The organism is Runella aurantiaca (assembly GCF_003339505.1).
Classification (GTDB): domain Bacteria; phylum Bacteroidota; class Bacteroidia; order Cytophagales; family Spirosomataceae; genus Runella; species Runella aurantiaca.
In genome coordinates, this window is sequence record NZ_QPIW01000045.1 from 15,350 (window position 1) to 35,200 (window position 19,851).

18 protein-coding genes are annotated in these 19,851 nt (G+C 40.6%); 9 read left to right on the plus strand and 9 right to left on the minus strand.

Features of this window, described 5'->3' with window-relative positions; translation table 11 throughout:
• Position 1: 1 nt before the first annotated feature.
• The 9 genes from DVG78_RS29015 to DVG78_RS29055 all read right to left on the minus strand — a co-directional run bounded on the left by DVG78_RS29015 (position 2) and on the right by DVG78_RS29055 (position 10,665).
• A complete protein-coding gene (locus DVG78_RS29015; protein ID WP_114464517.1) occupies positions 2-1,648 on the minus strand; it encodes a serine/threonine-protein kinase in 1,647 nt (548 codons plus the stop codon).
• A gap of 25 nt (positions 1,649-1,673) precedes the next feature.
• Positions 1,674-3,683, minus strand: coding sequence for an SBBP repeat-containing protein (locus DVG78_RS29020; protein ID WP_114464518.1), 2,010 nt, complete (start codon positions 3,681-3,683; stop codon positions 1,674-1,676).
• A 338-nt stretch (positions 3,684-4,021) separates the two neighbouring features.
• The gene (locus tag DVG78_RS29025) at positions 4,022-5,587 is read right to left on the minus strand and encodes a caspase family protein (protein ID WP_114464519.1); all 1,566 of its coding nucleotides are present in this window, start codon (positions 5,585-5,587) and stop codon (positions 4,022-4,024) included.
• A gap of 6 nt (positions 5,588-5,593) precedes the next feature.
• Entirely contained in the window at positions 5,594-6,193 is a 600-nt protein-coding gene (locus tag DVG78_RS29030) for an FHA domain-containing protein (protein WP_114464520.1), read from the minus strand.
• A complete protein-coding gene (locus DVG78_RS29035) occupies positions 6,193-7,146 on the minus strand; it encodes a hypothetical protein (protein WP_114464521.1) in 954 nt (317 codons plus the stop codon). The genes DVG78_RS29030 and DVG78_RS29035 overlap by 1 nt, the downstream gene beginning before the upstream one ends.
• 66 nt (positions 7,147-7,212) lie before the next feature.
• Positions 7,213-7,920 carry an FHA domain-containing protein gene (locus DVG78_RS29040; RefSeq protein ID WP_114464522.1) on the minus strand — a complete coding sequence of 236 codons (708 nt, stop codon included), beginning with the start codon at positions 7,918-7,920 and terminating at the stop codon, positions 7,213-7,215.
• 239 nt (positions 7,921-8,159) lie between these two features.
• Positions 8,160-8,417 (minus strand): hypothetical protein, encoded by a 258-nt coding sequence (locus tag DVG78_RS29045; protein ID WP_114464523.1) that lies wholly within the window; start codon positions 8,415-8,417, stop codon positions 8,160-8,162.
• Entirely contained in the window at positions 8,414-9,016 is a 603-nt protein-coding gene (locus DVG78_RS29050; protein ID WP_114464524.1) for an AAA family ATPase, read from the minus strand. Before DVG78_RS29050 ends, DVG78_RS29045 begins: the two co-directional genes overlap by 4 nt.
• A 155-nt stretch (positions 9,017-9,171) precedes the next feature.
• Positions 9,172-10,665, minus strand: coding sequence for a replication initiation protein (locus DVG78_RS29055; RefSeq protein WP_114464525.1), 1,494 nt, complete (start codon positions 10,663-10,665; stop codon positions 9,172-9,174).
• A gap of 632 nt (positions 10,666-11,297) precedes the next feature.
• Between DVG78_RS29055 and DVG78_RS30160 the strand changes: the two genes are divergently transcribed.
• From DVG78_RS30160 to DVG78_RS29110, 9 genes are all read left to right on the plus strand, one after another.
• Positions 11,298-11,444 (plus strand): hypothetical protein, encoded by a 147-nt coding sequence (locus tag DVG78_RS30160; RefSeq protein WP_158550142.1) that lies wholly within the window; start codon positions 11,298-11,300, stop codon positions 11,442-11,444.
• A 552-nt stretch (positions 11,445-11,996) separates the two neighbouring features.
• The gene (locus DVG78_RS29065) at positions 11,997-13,013 is read left to right on the plus strand and encodes a PDDEXK nuclease domain-containing protein (RefSeq protein ID WP_114464534.1); all 1,017 of its coding nucleotides are present in this window, start codon (positions 11,997-11,999) and stop codon (positions 13,011-13,013) included.
• Position 13,014: 1 nt separating this feature from the next.
• Positions 13,015-13,272, plus strand: coding sequence for a hypothetical protein (locus tag DVG78_RS29070; protein WP_199563315.1), 258 nt, complete (start codon positions 13,015-13,017; stop codon positions 13,270-13,272).
• Positions 13,273-13,742: 470 nt separating this feature from the next.
• The gene (locus tag DVG78_RS29080) at positions 13,743-14,675 is read left to right on the plus strand and encodes a hypothetical protein (RefSeq protein ID WP_147277203.1); all 933 of its coding nucleotides are present in this window, start codon (positions 13,743-13,745) and stop codon (positions 14,673-14,675) included.
• A gap of 336 nt (positions 14,676-15,011) precedes the next feature.
• Positions 15,012-16,394, plus strand: coding sequence for a DUF3987 domain-containing protein (locus DVG78_RS29090; RefSeq protein WP_114464529.1), 1,383 nt, complete (start codon positions 15,012-15,014; stop codon positions 16,392-16,394).
• Positions 16,395-16,458: 64 nt separating this feature from the next.
• Positions 16,459-17,448, plus strand: coding sequence for a DUF6371 domain-containing protein (locus DVG78_RS29095; RefSeq protein ID WP_114464530.1), 990 nt, complete (start codon positions 16,459-16,461; stop codon positions 17,446-17,448).
• A 20-nt stretch (positions 17,449-17,468) separates the two neighbouring features.
• The gene (locus DVG78_RS29100) at positions 17,469-18,119 is read left to right on the plus strand and encodes a ribbon-helix-helix domain-containing protein (protein WP_114464531.1); all 651 of its coding nucleotides are present in this window, start codon (positions 17,469-17,471) and stop codon (positions 18,117-18,119) included.
• Positions 18,120-18,922: 803 nt separating this feature from the next.
• On the plus strand, positions 18,923-19,471 hold the full coding sequence (locus DVG78_RS29105) for a hypothetical protein (RefSeq protein ID WP_114464532.1): 549 nt from the start codon (positions 18,923-18,925) through the stop codon (positions 19,469-19,471).
• Positions 19,472-19,552: 81 nt separating this feature from the next.
• Positions 19,553-19,741 carry a hypothetical protein gene (locus tag DVG78_RS29110; RefSeq protein ID WP_374755740.1) on the plus strand — a complete coding sequence of 63 codons (189 nt, stop codon included), beginning with the start codon at positions 19,553-19,555 and terminating at the stop codon, positions 19,739-19,741.
• The last annotated feature ends 110 nt before the right edge of the window (positions 19,742-19,851 follow it).

The window sequence follows — 19,851 nt, forward strand, 5'->3', positions numbered from 1 at the left end:
ATTATAAATTATCGTCACATTCTTTGATTTTTCGGCGTACTTCTTCGGTATTCCGGAGCGACTGGGCCACCCTATACCAAGCCTTTGCTCCTTCATATTCTCCATTAGCAAAAATGCGGTCGCCTTTTGCCAAATAAATGGCGTAAGCATTTGCAGCTTTGGCGGTAACAACCTCATCGGCTTCAGCTAACCGACTTGCCTGATTGAACTGAGCAATTGCATTGCCCTTATTATTACTGCTGTTTATGGCAACCATTCCCTTCTCAATCAAATCATCATACTCCTGTTGAGCTTGTTGTTTTTTTAAGGCAATAGCAGCTTGAGTCTGATTTTCATTCTCCTCCAATCTTCTCTTTTTTTGCTCTAACTCTTTTTGTTCGTCTAATTGACTATTAGATTCATTTACCAGCTCTTTTTTAGATTTTTCAGGCTTTATTTTCGGCAAACTTTCAGATTTATCAATCTGTTTATCAGCATTTTTCGTCCTTTCTATCTCATTTTTTATGTGTGGTTCTCTAACATCTAATTGGTTTTCCCCTTTTGGGAAAAACCCAATCCCTAATAGAACTACTGCCACGCCCCCAATCAATCCCCAAAACCACCTATTTTTAGATTTGAACTGAATTTCAGGCTTCTGAACAACAACTTTCGAAGCATAGACATCCGTCTGGGCTTCCTGTACTACGCGCTTGGGCTTTACATAAACGTCTGTGGCGTCGGCAGGTAAAACACTTGGCTTTTCAATAGTTTTGGATGGTAGTGGCGGATTTATAAGTGGTTTGCCTAATAACTCTAACAATTCATCGGCTTTACGTACGCGCTGCCTAATGTCTTTAACCAAGCATCTCCGTATCATCCCTTGGTAAGGCTCAGGTATTGTACGTAGACGGTCAGGAAGCTGAACCGAAGTAATTTTGCGTTCAATTTCACGGCGAAGCGTAGGTTCACTGGATTGCGTGCCTACACTAAAGGGTTTTTCCCCAGTGAGCATTTCATACAAAATTACCCCAAATGCCCACAAGTCCAAATTGAAACTCACCCTCCCACCTTCAATTTGTTCGGGGGCTTTGTAAGAAGGTGTGCCACGCCCATCACTCAAATCAAAATCAGAACTATCTACCTCGTCTTGACTAACGAGTTTACTAAGGCCAAAATCAGCGATTTTGGTTACAAAGCGACCATTCTGTCCTCTTGAAATTAGAATATTAGCGGGTTTAAAATCACGGTGAACAATTCTTTGCTGATGCAAATGCTTCAGCCCCTCAAGGATACCTTGTATAATGTCACGGAGTTCTTTATCAGAGAGTTTATTACGTTTCAGTAAATCCGCTAAATTACCATCAGGATAGTATTTCATCACGGCAAAATCGCTGACACCAGTATCCGTTTCTAGACGGTAACATGCGTCATAGCGAGCAATATTAGCATGGCGGGGAACCTTCTGAGCAAGTTCTACTTCGGCTTTGAGTGACTTGGTATCATTTTGACGGTATTCGCTTATTTTTATAGCCACCCATTCAGTTTCTACTTGGTCTTCTACTTTAAACACCTTACCGTACGTTCCACTGCCCAACCACGTACCTTTCTCCCTAAACTGAATTGGGTAGCGTTTTTTGAAATCTTGAAAAGTGGTAAAAGTAGGGTTCATACCGAGGATTATTTTTGAGCTATTTTTAGTCTGGATATTTTGAAATAAAAATGTCTAATCCACCTGAATAAGTCAAAGCAGGTGGCGTACCAAATACAAAAGAGCTACTATAAAATCCTGCAAGCATCAATAAATTTCCTGTAGTATTAATTGCTATCGAGGTACCTCCATCTGAGCCACTGCCACCAGTTGTTTTAACAAATCGAAAATTTCCGTTAACATCGTATTGTGCTAAAAATACATCCGTATTCCCTGATGACCTGACGGTAGTGTTTTCAAACAAAGTATTATCGCTCAATAGCCCTGTTATATAAGCGTTCCCTGATTTATCTATTACCACACTATTCCCAGCTTCGGAACCTAGCCCACCAGCAGTTCTTATCCACTGTACACTTAGGTTGTTACTATTATATTTTCCCAAAAATATATCTCCACCACCCCGATAATTCACGGGGGTGTTCCCATAATTTCCCCCTTGTATAATACCTGTTACATAAACGGAATTACCGCTTACTGCAACGCTACTGCCAAAAGCAGGAGTGCCTGAGCCCGAATTATGAAAAGCTATTAAATTTCCGTTAGAACTGTATTTAGCAATGAAAATATCAGGGGTGGTATTGGAAGTATAAACTGTGGAAGCTCCAGAAACGGACCGAAAAGTAGCTGGAGAGGAGAAATTTCCAGTTATGTACGCGTTTCCTTCGGTATCTACGGCTACACTGCTTGCATAATCATTTTCAAAACCACCACAGGAAACAGCCCAAAGGGCATCTCCATTTGCATTTAGTTTAGCCAAAAAAGCATCATACTTGCCCTCTATTCCAGAAGCTTGAATGGTTGTTGACCCAAAACTAGCCGACGGCGCACTAAAAAAACCAGTAATATAAATACCAGATGAATGCAGGGCGATTCCTACTCCTTGATCTGGACTACCTCCCCCATACAACTTATTCCATAACATTTGACCATCTCGGTTATATTTTGCCACAAATATATCCGTAGGCCCATTAGTCTGCCTTCTGACAGGAGTGTTTGTAATTACATTTGAAGTTGTGTTAAAGAAACCTGCATTGCTACTCACTTGACCTACTACATAGACATCACCATTCGAATCCACGGCAATTCCTTTGCCTTCATCTGTTCCATCCCCAGTTATTCTTTGGACCCACGCTAAATCACCATTGCTATTATATTTGGCAACAAAAATATCGTTAGAACCTGTTACATTCAGGGTTGTAGCTCCAAAAGCAATTGTAGATCCATAATTTCCTATTACATACACATTGCCTAAACCATCTACCGCAACGCCATTACCAACATCGTTTCCAGCCCCACCATTTCTCCAAGCTTTAAAATTAGACGCCGATGAAATACCTGCAATCGTAACAGTCACCGCTAAGGTACGATTTATATTTTCTCCGCAAACGGTTACAATATCAGCACTAATGATGTAACTACCCGATGAATTGAATGTATAATTAAAAGTACTAACATCATTACGTTGTTCTTGGTTAACTGTGTTATTTCCACTTATCACTTTCCAGTTGACCGATTTCACATCAGCAGGGTTATTAGTAACTAAGCCAAACGAATAAGTATTGTTATTACTGATAATTAACGTATTAATGGCCGTAGGTTGAATACAAGCCTTAACAGATAAGGCTTTATTCAGCGTTTTTTTTTCCCCACAAAATGATTCTATTTCTGCACTTACCGTATAATTTCCATTGGAAGATGCAGTATAAGCATACGTTTGGGTAGCGTTGAGGGTAGATTGTATTAATACCGTAGTGCCATTTAAGACTTTCCACGTCACAGTCTTTACATCTGTAGGAGCAATCGTAGCTATCGAAAAGGTATATTTCCGCAGGTCAACAGTATCTCTAGTAATAGTTATATCGGTAGGAAGGGTGCAATTTCTAAGTGATTTTAGGACAGGATTAGCCCAATCACAGGCGAGGAAGAAATTTCCCAGTCCTAAAAAGGTGAGGTGAATAAATATAAGCTTGTATAGACTTTTGGATTTCAAATTCATGGTGTTTTAAGAAATGGTATCTTCGGGATTGGTTTTGTAGAAATCTTGTAATTCCCCATTTAATAATTCTGGAGCAATATTTATCTAATCTTTTCAAGAATAACTCATGGATTTCATCACGTATTTTTGAGGAAATCTATATAGTAAACCTTCCTGAAACAATGCCTGAACAAACTCAGAAAATTCAAGGCTTTCATCAACTAGATAGATCGCCTTTTGTCATTTGCCTGAGAGTTTCTAAGTATTTTCGATGATTAGGGCGTGGTTTGGAATCTTGGTACATCTTTTAATAATATTTATTCTGTTTCATGGCAAGAAAACAAAATTAGTTAATTAAGTCATTTTGGAAAACTCATGGGTAAATCATCAGAAAATTTCCCATAAAATAAAGGGGCTTGTTTGTTGGGAGTGGTACTTTTTACCCCCTTTGATACAAAATTGTAGAGTTCTTTAATGGTAACGATGTGGTCATGGTTAGTATCAGCTTGACCACGGAGTCCATGAAGCATATAAAAAGTAAAAATTCCACCTCGCACTATACCACTTTCTACGGAGCTTTGGGTAGAGCGGGAGGAGAGCATCAAAACAACATTGGAAGGAGCAAGAGTTTTGGATTCAACCATGTTCCATGACTGTCGAGCAGTCATGCTGCCTGATAAACACGCATCGGCAATACAGAATTTGGTCGTAGCATTTGATGCTTTAAAAATGGATTTTATTTCGGCATGAGTAAGGATGGAATTGGGATTTTGAGTACTTACGTCATGCGGTATAAAGGCCCCTTTCATACCATGGCCAGAGAAATAAAAAACTACCCGATCCTGTGACGTCGCTTTTTCAAAAATACGCATAGCCTTCAAAATCGAATTTTTAGAGGCAGTATGGTTAGTGAGTAGGCGAATGTTTTGAACAGGAACACTTCCCCCTGTGCTACTTTGCAAAAAGGCAACAAATCGTTGGGCATCTTTGTCGGCAAATCGGAGATCACCCGTTCGATAGTCAGCAATTTTATAATCAGCAATACCTACAACTACGGCGTAAGTCGTACCTTTTTGAGCATATCCCAACTGTGTTATACACCAACAAAGCATCAACCCCAGCCACGTCCAAAGATTCTTTTTAGGAGGCGGCGTATTTAATTCATTTTCTTTGATAACTTCACTGACAGGAACTAAACATCCCGAATAATTATCACGGGTTATATTCTTACAACGCGTTGAAATTGCTTCAATAATAGATTCCTCAGTGTGGTTTTCGCGAAAAATAATACTTAAAATTTCATTGTCAATTTGTTCGAGTACACCATCGGTACACAGAAAAAAGTAATCCCCTGGCTGTACATCAGTAAGATAAGTAATTTCAGGTTTATCTATTTTAGGGGTTAAATTATTGGCATCAACTCCAATCGAACGACTGAGACTGTTTCGACGAGGGTGTGTTTGTGCTTGTTCTTCTGTAATGATGCCTTCCGCAACGAGCTCCAACACATATTTATGGTCTAAAGTTTGGTGTAAAATACAACCTTTGCGCAAGTGATATACGCGACTGTCGCCTACGTGGGCAATAAACACTCCATGTTCGCTTAAATATAATAACGCCAGAGTGCTACCCATTCGGCTAAGTAGTGGATTCTGTTGGAGGTATTCAGCAAGACTCAAATAAGCTTGCTGAATAGCATCGGTAAGGTACCTTTCTGTTAAGGTATCGGGAGGGTGGCGTTCAAAATAATGAACTATCGCCTCCGAAACCAAACGACTCGCCTCTTCGCCCTTGTCCCATCCACCAATTCCATCACATACTATAAATAAACGACTATCTTGAGTGACAGGCTGGACAAAATCCTCATTGTTAGAACGTTGACCTATAAAAGAGAAAGAAATTGGTTGCTTTATTATAATGGTCATTTGTTTTTATTGTGTTTCATCAAGCTCAAAAGGCTTGAATGTAAGGTAAGTTTGGCGCATAGCTTGAGGAATTTGATATACCTCTAACCGAAATACATCTATTCCACCTAAACACACCAATCCTTGATCGGTTACGTCTATTTTTTCGCCATTTTGGAGTAAATAACCGTTAAGAAGCGTTCCGTTGAGGCTATTTTTATAATCACCCGTTTCGGAATCTATGGCACCATCTTGTATTTGGTAACGGAGATTCCCATCCCATTTATCAAACAAGACCTCGATAGTACAATGCCGCCTGCTTAAATAGCATTTGCCCTCATGTAAAAAACGCTCTACATGCACATGACACGATGAAGAATGTCCCACTACATTTATTCCAAAACGCAATGGATACACTATCGAAGGGTTATCGTGATATATTAAGTGTCCGAAAGAAGGTAAACCCTGCAAAATGCGTTCATCGTAGTAGGGTAAGGTAAGTTGATTGATATGCCCACACCCAGTATGAGTACACTGAATTGCACCATTTTCAAAGTCACGCACTTTGACTGCTATGAGCTTGCCACATTTTTGACAAGGAACAATTGTATTTTTAAAGGTTGTCATTATTCCATTTCGGGCATTTCAGCATCATTGATATATCCTTCATCAGTAGCTTCATTGTTACTTTCGTCTTCATTTGAGATTTCATCTGTTTCTTCTTCTGTTGATGCAGCATAGGCATTGGCCGTCACAATTGAATCAGATTGCTGGTTAGAAGGCTCTAAACTACTCATTGCGGTTAAGGCAGGCGTATCCAAAGATTCTTGTTTAATTATTTCATTCGTGGCTATGTCTATTTGAATCACAGTATCTAAACGATCATCTCCCTCATTATCTACAATAGCAATCATACTGTTTGTATCTATATCCATAATAACAATAGCGTCTGCAACACCATCTCGGTCATCGTCTATTCCCAATGCAGGGCGACCATTGATAATTGTTTCGACGTAAATTGGTTCAGGTCCTAGTGGCTCTTGATCGCTGATAGGAGGCTTTTCCCTGCTTATACCCGTTGGTTTAAAGTCTACATCGCTCAAAAAATCTTGCCGTTGAGCCAATGATAATCCTTGCCATTCTTCGACAGTATACGTATTATAGACTTCACCATGCCATGAAAAAATGCCACCAGGACCTACTTCTTCACGGGCTGCTGCATACGCTTGCTCAAATGTCATATTTTCATTAATACCTCCTGCAATATCAATATTAGGACCAGGTTTGATACTGCCGTTTTGTACAGGTGAAATATTATGATGTTTGACAGGCTGACTTGAACTGGTTGATTCTGGTTCTTTCGGAGGTATAGGCTCATTTGTTGTTGTTTCTCCAAATACTCCCAACCTAACTGCTGCAAACGCTGCTCCACCGCCCAGTAGCACTGTGGCAGTAGATATAAACGCTTTTTGGCGACTACTTAGTTTAGTGTTTAAGGATGTTGTTGGTGCTGACAGTTTTTGTTGTGCAGCTTGAAATACGTCAGTCATTTGCTGGTCGGAAGTAGTCGTATTTTGCATGATAGTTGGTAGTTTTCCCTTTATCAAATTAATTTGTAAAAGGTAAGTTTTAAAGAGGATATAAAATTATTTGACCCATATTGCTTTGCATTTTCCACACTTTTTTTGATTAACCAATAATTCATATTCTCGATTTCCAAACGGGTCGCGGCAATTAGGATTGGGGCAACGATACCGTTGCCGATACTCTTTCTCTATAAGCTCTAATTTTTCATCCGTCGAAAGCAAATGAGAGGAAAGAGTAGGAATTAAAATGCTAAGTCCTGCACTTGACAACATTGCTAAAATTCCAAAAGCTCCTGCTGTAGCTACCGTACCGACCCCAATAACTGACCCGCCTACTACACTCCATAGCCGTATCATTTTATCACGGTCACGGCAGGCTTTACGCAAAACAGGATAGTCTTCATACACTTTTTGTAATGCTTTAAATTCCACTGTAAAATCAAATGGATCTTTTTCCAACTTAGGCTGACTTTGAGAAACAGTCTTAACTTTAGGTAATAAATCTTTTACAGTAATTTCTACATCCGCCAGCCATATCTTATCTTGAACATCAATCAATTTTCTGCTAATCCTTGTTAGTTCTCCTTCATTTTCAATAAAAATCCCCCGTTTACTACCACTGTCTTCTACGATGAAGCTGGTCAAAGAGCAAACAGTTAATTTAGCATGTTGACGGCTTATATGAGGATTCTCGATTACTATATCGTTTTCCTTGTCGCGGCCAATTGAAATAATGGTAATTGAGGGGATATTTTCATTAAAGGACATAGGAATACTAATTTAACGCTTTTTAATATGATGAAATACGTTGGTAAGATGTTGATTTTATTACCATTAATAGAATGGTAGCATTTAGAGTTTTTTTCAGAGTGGTGTCATTGAATTTCAGTATGTTGTCTAAAATTCAATGACACCACTCGACTTCATCATTGGTCTTATTTAAGTACTGGAATTAATACCTGCCTAAATAATTAAATACATAAATAATTATTTAATCATTTATGTATTTAATCAACCCCAAGATGCTTTTCATAAGCTTCAATCGTAAGCTGTTTGATGGTTTTGCCCGTACGAGCTGATTCCATTTTTAGCTTCACAAACAATGTTTTGGGTATCCAGATATTTACGTGACTTTCCTCTTCCTTTTGGGTGGGTTTAGTAGCCACGGGTCGCACCTCCTGAATGTTCGTCTTGGGTGGTGTCTTCTTAATCAATTCAGCCAACTTTGACCGGTTTTCGGCATAACCCTCTTTCTCTTTGCTCATTGATTCAACTCGTTTAAGATTTCGTAAGTCAAATTTGTAATCTCCGTTTTTGCTTTGGTATCCTCCCCCGTAAACACTCCCGCTGTCATGGGGGAGCGTGTCAAACTTACTCGATGATAAATCGTTGTTTCCAACAACGGTATCGAATACTCCTTCAAAATCGCTTTTACTTCTTCGGTGATGCTAGTTCGCCCTTGGAGCATATTCATCACAATCCCTCCCTTTAAATCTGGCCGCTCTTTTTGGGCTTTATTAAAAAGAAAAATGGTCGCCTTGATGGCGAGTGCGTCCAGAAAACCAGGTTTCGTGGGAATCAATACATAATCAGAAATCTGGAAAATCTCATTGAGGCTTCCAGTGAGGTAGGGCGGGGTATCAATGATAATGACATCGTAGGGCAGCTCTTCTCCTTTGATAACTTTATCGAGCGGTACCAAGTCAATACCAGAGAGAAATGATTCTATCTCCGAAATTGACCCTTGTAAATCGGTGTCGGTTATACCGACACGAAGGTCCTCTGAAAGGCAGTAGGCAATATTTAGGGCAAGGGTGGTTTTTCCAACACCTCCCTTTTGATGGGCGACGGTTATTATTTTCATGGCTCAAAAATAAACATAAGTATTTAATCATTTATATAAAAAATCAAATACTTATTCAATCAAATACTTATTTATATAAATACTTAAATAAGCAAACACTTACACAATCAAATACTTATTTATATAAATGATTAAATAAGTAAATAATCAAATACTTAAAACAAAGGCTCTGTAACTTGCCGCCAAGCTCCCTCAAAAAGTTCTACTTTAATTCCCTTCACCTTCTGTACCCATTCCACAAAAAGACTTTCCATGGTTTCGCCTCTTTGAGTGGTCAATACAGCCCCCAAGCCCCGACGCAGCTCATCGGCTTTCAAGGTTTGGTCGGGGTTGTAGTACATAAATTTAAGAGAAGGTGTGTCGGCTATAAGTTGCTGTATGTGTGATACATAGGCATTCTTTTGTTCGTTGTCGGCCGATGCGCCCACGTCAATAAGGTGCTGATTGTAGACGTATACAAAGTCAATCTCGTACCATTGTTTGATTTGCTTATTGAGTTGCTGGGCCTGCCGGTTCAGAGCAGCTTGAGCTCCTTTGGTTTTGGCCTTGTTTTCCTTAGCTGCCAGTCCAACTCCTATGTTATTTTTCAACCCGTAGACGATGTAGGAATAAATGCTTTTGATGGTAATGTTCTTAGCTTTTTCCTGTTTGGCAAAAAGCAACACCTCCAACACGCGTACACGATCAGCTTGAATGCCTTCCAAATAAATACCGATTTCATTGTCTTCTGCTTCGGGTTCAAAGATTCGGAACAACTCAAAGATTCGTTTATCAATCGCCGAAACTTCTACTATTTCTTGGGGAACGGTTTCAATCTTAATCGCAGGTACAGATACCGACTTGGTAGGTTGCAGCCTTTTTACTGGCTCTGCCTTGCCGATTTCCAACTCTCGTTTTTCTCGAAATTTATTCCAGGTCTCTTTGTTCTCACGGATGAAAAAACGGATTTTCACTACCTCACTCTTGGTATTGCCAGGTATGGCCCTGATTTCCTGGTACTCGAAGGTAATATCACATTTTTCGCTCAGTTCTTTCTTCGCAGATTCAATAATCCGTTTTTTGAAGTACCTGTACTCGGTGTATTCGTTGGGCTCGACCTCAACCAAAGCGCGCAAATCCGTGACGCTTATCTCCACCTGACCTTTACGCTTCCACGATTTGAGGAACAGATAAAGCTTGATAGAATATTTACTCTTTAGTACCCTTGTATTGAGAATGTGATAATAGAAAAACTCACCCTCTGCAATTTCTAAAAAATAGGGCTTTAGCTTATCTGAAATTTCAATTTCGACGAAACCAAAGCCTGAAGCATCAATTTTGTAATCGGCACTTGAAAACAACTGAACTTTCAAATAGTCCAACCTCCCTTTTTTGGTGGTGCGCTGAATCCTCAAGGGGATTTCAGTCATTTGGTCTATCTCTTTGGCTATGTATTCGTAGTTGTTGGTTTCGGCACCGACATTTTTTAGAAACTCTTTGATGTAGAGTCTCATGGTCCGGAGCTCCTGATTGGACTTAAAAAAAGCAATGGCCTCAAACAACACCTTGGTCTGCATGACAGACAGCCCAAATCGAGCATTGGCAATGGGATTTTTGAGAATAACTAAATTATCATCCTTAAAGGGCTCAAGCAGGCGGTCATCGGTCATCGGAATGAAAAAAGGGTAGTGATGTACAAAACTATAAAAAAAACAAAAGCGGGACAAATATTATTTTGCGTCCCGTTTGCTTCCCAAATCTGTCCCGTTTGCTTCCCAAATCTGTCCCGTTTGCTTCCCAAATCTGTCCCGTTTGCTTCCCAAATCTGTCCCGTTTGCTTCCCAAATCTGTCCCGCTTTATCGCTATAAAAATTTGGTTTTCAGCTAGTTACGCCCCCTTACAAACTATTACAAACTTTTTACAAACTTTTAATCCAAATTTCACACAAAGAAAAAACAAATTTTTTTGTGTGTGTTTTTTTGAAAATATAGGTCAAATCTGACCCCAAAAATCATTTTTGCGTAATTCGTTTCTTTGGAGGAAAAAGAGACTTGTAAGGGCAAGGAAATTTTAATTTTATTGATAGTGCTTTTGTAACGTTATTAATTCGTTATTATGCCTTATTTGTACTTTGCAAACTATAACAACAATAAAACCCTTCACACAAACAACCGTTTGATAACTAACTTGCTTTTTTTCGGTAGAATTCACTCCCTTTCTCGTCTTAATAAAAAATCAAACTTAGTCTACGCTAAATAACGGTTAGACTTTATACCCAAAACTTATCACCCAAAAAGCACGATGCCTAAAGATTTAACACAACTGCAAATCATCGGTGTTTTAAACTTAATTTTGGCAAAATTGGCATTAAAAAATGACATTTTAGCAGAAAATCACAGTGTACCATTCTCAATACACCCACCAAAGCCCAAAGAAGCCCATTTTTAGCCTCGTACAGCAACTTAATTACCCCTTGATGCACGTGGTGTCATCCAGTAAACAAACAACCTCAGAATCTAAATAAAAGCCATATTTTAAAGTCGTTACTAAACATGCACTCAACGGTAGAATCTTCCACCAGACTTTGGGAGCTTTTATTTGCATTGACAATCAGGAAAACAACGTAAAATTGTAACTTCGGGCAAAGTCCCTTTTTTTGAATGATTCGCCTTTGAAATTGATTCCCAACGTATGAATATTGCCCAACTCGACCACAAAAACGCTCATGCTCTCGACATACCCCTGTGCGAGTTCCCCAAATATTTCGATTTCTTTCTGCCGTAGGCTGGGCGGTCGCCCATTTGAGAGCGACGAGCAGCGGCAGGAATACCTTTTTTTAACACTACGAGCAGATGATCGCCTAAGAATAAACCCGCGGTACGGTGTTTGAGTCCGAGAGCAAAGCCAAAAAGAAGAAAAAATGAGGGCAAATTGGTCAACAGCCTGTTGCCCAATGTAAAGGGAGAAAAAAATGTTTTATGAACTCGAAAGATGCAGCGTATGGAAATGATATTGGATGATGAATACAAAGAATGGCTCTTGGGTCTGAAATCAAAAATCAGGTCAATGCAGTTGAAAGCGGTCGTTGCAGTCAACAGTGCGCTGATTGAATTTTATTGGGAAATGGGCCGAATGATAACGGAGAAACAGTCCCAAACAAAATGGGGAGATAAGTTAATTGACCAAGTGGCAAGAGATTTAAAAACAGAGTTTCCAGGCATGGCTGGCTTGTCAAATTCAAACCTTAAATACTGTAAACGGTTCTATACTTTCTATCAATCCTCATTTGGTCAACAGCCTGTTGACCAAATTCCGTGGGGACATAACATTTTGATTTTCACCAAGTCACGTGACATAGATGAAGCGGATTTTTACATCCAAAAAACCATTGAAAACGGTTGGAGCCGTGATGTACTCGGAATGCAACTCAAGAGTAATCTGTACGAACGGCAGGGCAAAGCCATCACCAATTTCAAAGACACGCTGCCCAATCCTATGTCAGACTTAGCCACTCAGTTGCTCAAAGACCCGTACAATTTTGATTTTTTGGCCATGACCGAAAATTACAAAGAGCGGGAACTGGAAAATGCCCTGATTGATAATGTAACCAAGTTTTTGCTCGAACTGGGTACTGGTTTTGCCTACGTGGGCAAGCAGGTGCCGATGCAGGTAGGTGATCAGGAATATTTTATCGATTTGTTGTTTTATCACCTCAAACTGCGGGCGTATGTAGTCATAGAACTGAAAGTAACCGACTTTATTCCCGAATACGCAGGCAAACTCAGTTTTTATCTGTCGGTAGCCAACGATATTTTACGCCATCCGACCGACAACCCAACGATAGGACTGTTGATTTGTAAAAACAAAAACAACGTGATTGCGGAATATTCCCTGAAAAACATCAATCAGCCCATTGGTGTGACGGAATATCAATTGACCCGCCTTTTTCCCGAAGAGTTCAAAAGCAGTTTGCCCACCATCGAAGAAATCGAAACCGAGCTTAAAAACAGTAAGTAAAATGCCCGATTTAGTCCACGTCAGTTATGCCCAAACGGGTCAAAGTTCCCGCACTAATCCACTGGGAATGCGCGAAATGCAGGAAAAAGCCTATCAGGCCCGCGATGCCCGCTTCTTGCTGCTCAAAGCGCCGCTGGCCTTGGGAAAGTCCCGGGCGCTGATGTTTATTGCGTTGGACAAACTGTTGCACGCCCCGGGAATGGTTTATTGCGCCGCTGTCCATCATAGAGCAAGCCATACAATTGATTCGGACGGGTGAGGTGGTAAAGTACCATTATGATGCGGTGGGTGAGAGCATTGTGGTGAGGGGGTAGGAGATGAACCAGTCCCCAGAATAGTTTTAGTACCATTTTAAGTTCAGTAAAATAGTAAGAACGGTCAGAAATGTTCCGAAAAAAGCTAGGGTTTGAAGCCCCTAAGCGTTTTAGTGAAGGGTCTCGATAACTGTTTTAGCTATCTAAAACTTTCAGAATCAATTAAAACACTATCACTTTCATTATTAACACTGTAAAAAACAACGCGAATCTTACCTATAAAGATGCAGATTTAGGCATATCTGAATCAACCATTTGGCACGAATAGCTAGTAAAATAAAATAAGATTATATAAATACGCAAGCTGATGCAAAATTCACCATTAATAACTCAAATTGAGCACTTTAAAATAAAAAACACGAAATTTTTCTCAATTTTTCAATAGTTTGACACTGCAAAATCACAAGAAATGAATATGACCCAAGAAGAAATAAAGGAACTCGTTAGCATTATGCGTCGAGAATCACCCGATGAAGTCAATCAGATACTACATGAGATTGACCAAACAAGGGAGTCAAAAAAGAGATATTTATTGGAGAAGAAAGTCATAGATGTGCTGCTTGAGATGGGAGAAAGTATTGCCGAGAAATATAGACTGAATAATACGGTCAAAATGAGAGCCCTGAGGGCTGAACTGGAGCAGGCTCAAAAACTGGATTTGTCCGAAATGGCGGTCATTGAAACGGCTTTACACGAATCAAATAAAGTAATTCAAAATCAGTCCTTGCGAAAACTATACAGTGTATGTCAGGAAATGTATGTTGATTTTTTTGATCAGCTGGAAATGTATCTGGACTTACTGGGAGAGCCATTAGAGGATGAATCTGCCCATCCTTTACAGCCTTACAGCCTACAATTGTTACCCGCTGAGAAAAAAAGATTGATTGACTCGGTTGAGTACCTTGAAAATTTAGCGCGGAGAGGGGAAAAGTTAGGGAAGAAATTGCAGCAGTTTATCATTGCAAAAGCGCCCGGAGCCATCGAATATCATTATGAGTTGTTGTATATTAATTCACTGATTGAGTTAAAAAAAGCAGCAATTGACCAGTTAAACAAAACCCAATCAATTCAGGTAACTAATAATAGTCTTGAAAAGATTGAGTGGCGAGGTACACAAAAGGAATTGGCTGAATTGTTCATTGAACTTAAACGTAAGAAATTTATAAATCAAATACCAACTAAACTGATTAAAGCTTATTTTACTCAGTCAAATAGTATTGAACAACCCCTCTCGCCATGTACCGACAAAAAAACAAAGATAGACATGTATGATAAATTGTATTCAGAAGAATACGAACCCCACTTTGAAAACATAAAGAGCAACACTAAGAATCAGCAAGTTAAGTAGTACGAAATACGCCGTATGGGTTTTCGTATCACTTGCTGTTTTTTTATAATCCAACTTTGGCATGTCAAAAATAAAAAACAAAGACATGACAAAGACCATCATGGTAGCCTTCTCCAAGCATGAGTTCAGGGAACTCACAAAAGGCCCACGCCAAAGCCAACCACACACCGTCCCCGAACGATGCCCGCCGGCCACTGCCAGGTATCCAACCGGTATTGCGGTTCTCATCAAAACGATTTATCGTCATGCGCATCATGATGATCACAGGCAGAATTCTCGCGGTTATTTTTTGACCATTGACTTAGGCGTTTGTTCATCTTCTAAACGGTTAAGTCAATGAATCAAGATGCAACGACTTTGTCGGCAGGGCAGATAAGCCCCACCGATCTGGAGACTGAATTGAATTCATTTCAGCGACCCAAACTGACCGACGCGGTGGCTATTCCTGATTCCGTGTATGAAAAACTGCCGCCTTATTTGGCAAGCGCCTGCAACATTTTCCAAAACAGGACGGAAAGGGATGTTTTTCTCATCGCCACTTTAGGGGTTATCAGCGGGTGTTTACCCAATGTTTACGGCCTTTACGACAACTCCAAAGTAGGCGCAAATTTGTATCTGTTTATCTCCGCCCCGCCCGCTGCGGGCAAAGGCCCGATGAAGTGGGCCAAACAACTGGCCGCTGGTATTCACCGGAACCTCAGGTTGCAGACGGCCAATGAGCTGGAGGCGTTTAAACAAGACGAACGGGAGTACCAAAAAGCCATGAAAAACAAGGAAGAAGAGCCGCCTGAAAAGCCTTCGCCTCCCGTTAATAAGATGCTTTTTATTCCCGCCAACAGCAGCGCGGCTGTCGTACTGAAGGCATTGAACGACAATCAGGAGCGGGGTATGATGTTTGAGAGCGAAGCCGATACGCTTTCTGCCACGCTCAATCAGGATTGGGGCAATTACTCCGATATGCTCCGTAAAGCATTTCACCACGAAGCCATTTCACAACTCCGCAAAACCAACGATGAATTCAGTGAAATGGAGCACCCTTTTCTTTCCGTGATTTTATCTGGCACCCCCGCCCAAGTCAGAAAACTGATTCCCAACACGGAGAATGGTCTTTTTTCCCGCTTTTGCTTTTATTCCTTCGAGTACGAATTAAGTTGGAAATCTGTTTTTGCCAAAACTTCGCACGGCTCCTACGATGACAAAGTGGATGAATACGCTTTGGACTTGCTGATGCTGTACGATAACCTTCAGACACGTACGCAAAACCCTCTGCTTTTCGGTCTGACAGCCGCTCAGGAGGCGCTTTTCAACCAAACTTTTGAACGCTGGCAGCTAGAATTAGTGGATGAAATAGGGGATAACCTGATTGCTTCCATCCGTCGATTGGGGCTGATTACGTTTCGGATCGCTATGATTCTTACCATGATTCGGAATAAAAATGATCAACTCGGCAAATCGGAAGTGATTTGTCAAGATGATGACTTTATGACTGCCCTTACTCTTTCAGAAGTCCTGATTGGTCATGCCGTAAAGATGTATCATGCCTTGGCAAAGAAGCCCTCCGTTCTCAGTAGTCAGGAAATCAAAGCCGCGAAAATCAGGGAAGCCATCCAAATGACTCAAAATGGTAAAAAAACGCGTGAGATTGCGGAATTGCTTTTAGGCGATAAAGGCAAACATAAAACCATCAGCAACTGGTTAAACAATAACCCAAGTGTGTAAAAACATAGCCGTGTAAAAAATTACACACCCTACCAATTACACACTTTACCCATTTCATTCAATCATGAATTACTATCGTTTTCATTTGGACAACACGCGTCCAAACAGGCTATTCACTTGCCCAAGCTGTAACCATAAGACCCTCAAACGCTATGTAGACGAGGAAAATAATCAATATCTACCTCAGGACGTAGGAAGGTGCAATCGGGAAGTCAATTGTGGGTATCATTTTACACCCAAACACTATTTTTCCGATCATTTCGCCCTCCCAGAGCGGCCTCCCAATGCCATTTTACCGCTTCCTCGAAAACCGCCCGCACAAACGTTTATTGACAAGGGTTTAATGCAAAGAACGCTTTCGGCCAACGCGAACAATCACTTTAAAAGTTACCTAAAGACGCTTTTCGGGCCCGAACCCGCAGGTTACTTAGCGGAAAAGTTTCTGATCGGTACTTCTAAACACTGGCCTGGGGCGGTCATCTTTTGGCAAATCAATGTCAGGGGACAAATTCATGCGGGAAAGGTGATGCTGTACGATGCCTCCTCGGGAAAAAGGGTTAAAAAGCCGTACGACCATATCCAGTGGGTACATGCCCTTCAGAAATGGCCCGATTTTAAGCTGCACCAATGCTTTTTTGGCCTGCATCAATTGGCAAATGTACCTACAAGTCAACCCATAGCGGTCGTTGAAAGTGAAAAAACGGCCATTTTAATGACCCTCATCTTTCCTAAATACGTGTGGTTGGCCTCGGGGGGCATGGGACTTCAGGAAGACAAATTTGAGCCTTTGGCAAAACGGAAGATTATTCTGTTCCCAGATGCGGGTATTGATAGAGGGCAGGGCACTCCCTATGAAAAATGGCTGCTGAAAGCCGAAGTTTTACAGAAAGCGGATTATGATGTCAGTGTTTCTACGCTGGTAGAAAAGGCCGCGACGGGAACCCAACGCCAACAGGGATTTGATTTGGCGGATTATCTCATTCAACAAGACCCTGATTTCGGTTGGGCACTGACTGAAAATGACTATCCTGTTTTTTGGAACACTAATTTTTAACCAATAAATGTAACACAACCATGAAAGATGAACGATTGCAATTACGCCTCGACGGCATTACCCGTAACCTGTTGGACGAACTGGCCCGTCGACAAAAAATGAACGTAAGTGAATGGATACGCAACGTAATTTTGGAGTACACGAGCCTCAAAAAAGACGCCTCCACCGCCAAAAACCACGCGGAACAGCTGGTTAAAATGGAGAAATACATTGACCAGAGGGAAGAGTTGCTGAAACGCTATGAAGAGCAGCCAAAGTTGACCGAACTTTTTGAGCGGTACAAAGGCCAAATTGTGGAGGGAACCCTGATTCGTCATAAAGCCGATTTGGTACACCTGATGGCCAATCAAGCAACGGTGGAATTGAGCAAAGAAACCGAAGAGACTGATAACAAAGAGCTCCTGCCAACGGTCCAATTAAAAGCCAGTACCCCAGTCTCTCGGAGTCAATCACCGCTTTCGGAGGAGGTGCCCACATCACCAAGTGTCTCTGGTTGGTTACTGGGTCATTGGATTTGGCTCATCGGAATTGCGACGTTACTGGGTGTTGTTTTCCTTTGGCGATGGACAACGACAATGGGTAAATCGCAAAAAAACGAGGAACAATTGCCCGCGTCCAAGGACAGTGCAGGTACAGTTGTACGCTCATTTGGTAGACAGTCAATCGCCTAGAAGAATATGCCTATATGCGCCAAAAAGCAGCTTTTTCGTCGCTTTTTGGCGCTTTTTTGTGGGGTTGAAGCCTTTGAAAACGCTTTAAAATTTATGTGTGTACAGGATGTGTGTACGCAGTGTATGTACGGAAGTTGTTTTGTAAAGGTGTGAAGAAAAAACAAAGTGTATAACTACGATTATATCGGCAGTTCTAAAGCTCTTCTACATACTTTCTTAACAAGTCGATGAAGAAATACTGTCAGATACTTAATGTATAGAAACCAAGTATAAAATCTCGGAGTCTGCATCCGATTTGTAAAAAAAATGATGAAATTTGAATCTATCCATCATCTCCAACGACGAACAGATTTATAATGCAGAAAGATTTGAGCGGCTCTACACAAAAGTTTTTAGGTCTCCTTGGACTGCGGAATACGAGAAAATGCGGCAACAGATGAATAGTATATTACAGTGTGCCAATCAAGATTTTAACTTACAATAAAATTACACTCTCCCAATCAACAGCGCTGGCTCCGTCTTGCTGATAGGCAGCTCAGATGCAATCGAAGCAATGATATAATCAACACATTCAGTCGATGGCCATTCGCCGATGCGATTGATTCACGCTTCGAAGAAAAAAGGCCACGATGCAGTAAAAAAGGACAGGAATGCAGGCGTTGCTAAGAGGCAGTACGACCAACCAGGGACTGAGACATAAGAATGACCGCTTGATAACTTTTTAACATATTTTTTAGGTAATACCTTTCAAATCAGTATTTTGGCATTTATTATTCTTCGCTGAATACTACTTACCTACAGTTATGAAAACCTATCTCCACCTGTTATGCTTTTCTTTAGTCGCCTTATATGGGCAGGGACAAAAACTGACTTTTTTGAATCAAACTCCCTATCCCCTAACTGCCCATCTTGAAGTAATGTCAAGATATAAAGATTTTCAGGTTATTGATTCTTTTATTGTCAAGCCTCAATCCAATGTAGTTATTGAACGAAAAAAGCATCCTGTAAGCTTTTATAACCTAAAAGTTAGTAGTAAACAGCAATCTCAAATTACCTTCATTTGGGACAATGAAATGAAAGTAATCCTTGACACAACGGGGAATCTGGTGAGCGCTAACAGTGATTTGACAAACCAATGGGTAACGTTTGAGGCCCTTCAAATTAACCCTTTACGATCCCAACTGATGCAGAATACTATTGAGGCAAATAAGCGTATTCAGGCCGGAGATACCATAGGGGCAGATGTGCAAAGATTAAAAACGGATGCGTTAGTTCGCGTTTTTAATAAAGCTTTGGACAGTCTTATTTTTTCGGGACAAACCAACTTCATCAATTTCTATCTATTGGTGTAAATAGTCATCTAAAAGTGGACAGCTAAAGCTTAGAAGAGAAGAGACAATTTCTTAAATTGTTTCACTTAATTTTTCTTTATCATGTCCAAATCAAACAAGAAGGCTTCTATTAAGCCACAGGCAAACAATTCCTCTTCTTCATCAGAACGTAAACCCGTTCTTTCTATCATCAAAGACATTCAGCGGCAGACTCGACGCCAATACTCCGTAGAAGAAAAAATCAGGATCGTTCTGGAAGGCTTGCAGGGAGAACTGTATGTCGTCAAGTGAAAGTGGACAGAAGCCGCTAAAAAGGAAGAGAGGTTTTAGGCGGTCGAAACATGCTGACAAATATAATTTTTCCTGCGGCTTAACATCGTCACGTTTTTAATTTTTTTGCG

What these genes read in the sequence shown, in the direction of transcription:
- DVG78_RS29020 (WP_114464518.1), bottom strand. Translation starts at nt 3,683, where the DNA reads ATGAATTTGAAATCCAAAAGTCTATACAAGCTTATATTTATTCACCTC.
- DVG78_RS29090 (WP_114464529.1), top strand. Translation starts at nt 15,012, where the DNA reads ATGAATCAAGATGCAACGACTTTGTCGGCAGGGCAGATAAGCCCCACC.
- DVG78_RS29080 (WP_147277203.1), top strand. Translation starts at nt 13,743, where the DNA reads ATGACCCAAGAAGAAATAAAGGAACTCGTTAGCATTATGCGTCGAGAA.
- DVG78_RS29015 (WP_114464517.1), bottom strand. Translation starts at nt 1,648, where the DNA reads ATGAACCCTACTTTTACCACTTTTCAAGATTTCAAAAAACGCTACCCA.
- DVG78_RS29025 (WP_114464519.1), bottom strand. Translation starts at nt 5,587, where the DNA reads ATGACCATTATAATAAAGCAACCAATTTCTTTCTCTTTTATAGGTCAA.
- DVG78_RS29065 (WP_114464534.1), top strand. Translation starts at nt 11,997, where the DNA reads ATGGAAATGATATTGGATGATGAATACAAAGAATGGCTCTTGGGTCTG.
- DVG78_RS29105 (WP_114464532.1), top strand. Translation starts at nt 18,923, where the DNA reads ATGAAAACCTATCTCCACCTGTTATGCTTTTCTTTAGTCGCCTTATAT.
- DVG78_RS29095 (WP_114464530.1), top strand. Translation starts at nt 16,459, where the DNA reads ATGAATTACTATCGTTTTCATTTGGACAACACGCGTCCAAACAGGCTA.
- DVG78_RS29045 (WP_114464523.1), bottom strand. Translation starts at nt 8,417, where the DNA reads ATGAGCAAAGAGAAAGAGGGTTATGCCGAAAACCGGTCAAAGTTGGCT.
- DVG78_RS29110 (WP_374755740.1), top strand. Translation starts at nt 19,553, where the DNA reads ATGTCCAAATCAAACAAGAAGGCTTCTATTAAGCCACAGGCAAACAAT.
- DVG78_RS29100 (WP_114464531.1), top strand. Translation starts at nt 17,469, where the DNA reads ATGAAAGATGAACGATTGCAATTACGCCTCGACGGCATTACCCGTAAC.
- DVG78_RS29040 (WP_114464522.1), bottom strand. Translation starts at nt 7,920, where the DNA reads ATGTCCTTTAATGAAAATATCCCCTCAATTACCATTATTTCAATTGGC.
- DVG78_RS29050 (WP_114464524.1), bottom strand. Translation starts at nt 9,016, where the DNA reads ATGAAAATAATAACCGTCGCCCATCAAAAGGGAGGTGTTGGAAAAACC.
- DVG78_RS30160 (WP_158550142.1), top strand. Translation starts at nt 11,298, where the DNA reads ATGCCTAAAGATTTAACACAACTGCAAATCATCGGTGTTTTAAACTTA.
- DVG78_RS29035 (WP_114464521.1), bottom strand. Translation starts at nt 7,146, where the DNA reads ATGCAAAATACGACTACTTCCGACCAGCAAATGACTGACGTATTTCAA.
- DVG78_RS29030 (WP_114464520.1), bottom strand. Translation starts at nt 6,193, where the DNA reads ATGACAACCTTTAAAAATACAATTGTTCCTTGTCAAAAATGTGGCAAG.
- DVG78_RS29070 (WP_199563315.1), top strand. Translation starts at nt 13,015, where the DNA reads ATGCCCGATTTAGTCCACGTCAGTTATGCCCAAACGGGTCAAAGTTCC.
- DVG78_RS29055 (WP_114464525.1), bottom strand. Translation starts at nt 10,665, where the DNA reads ATGACCGATGACCGCCTGCTTGAGCCCTTTAAGGATGATAATTTAGTT.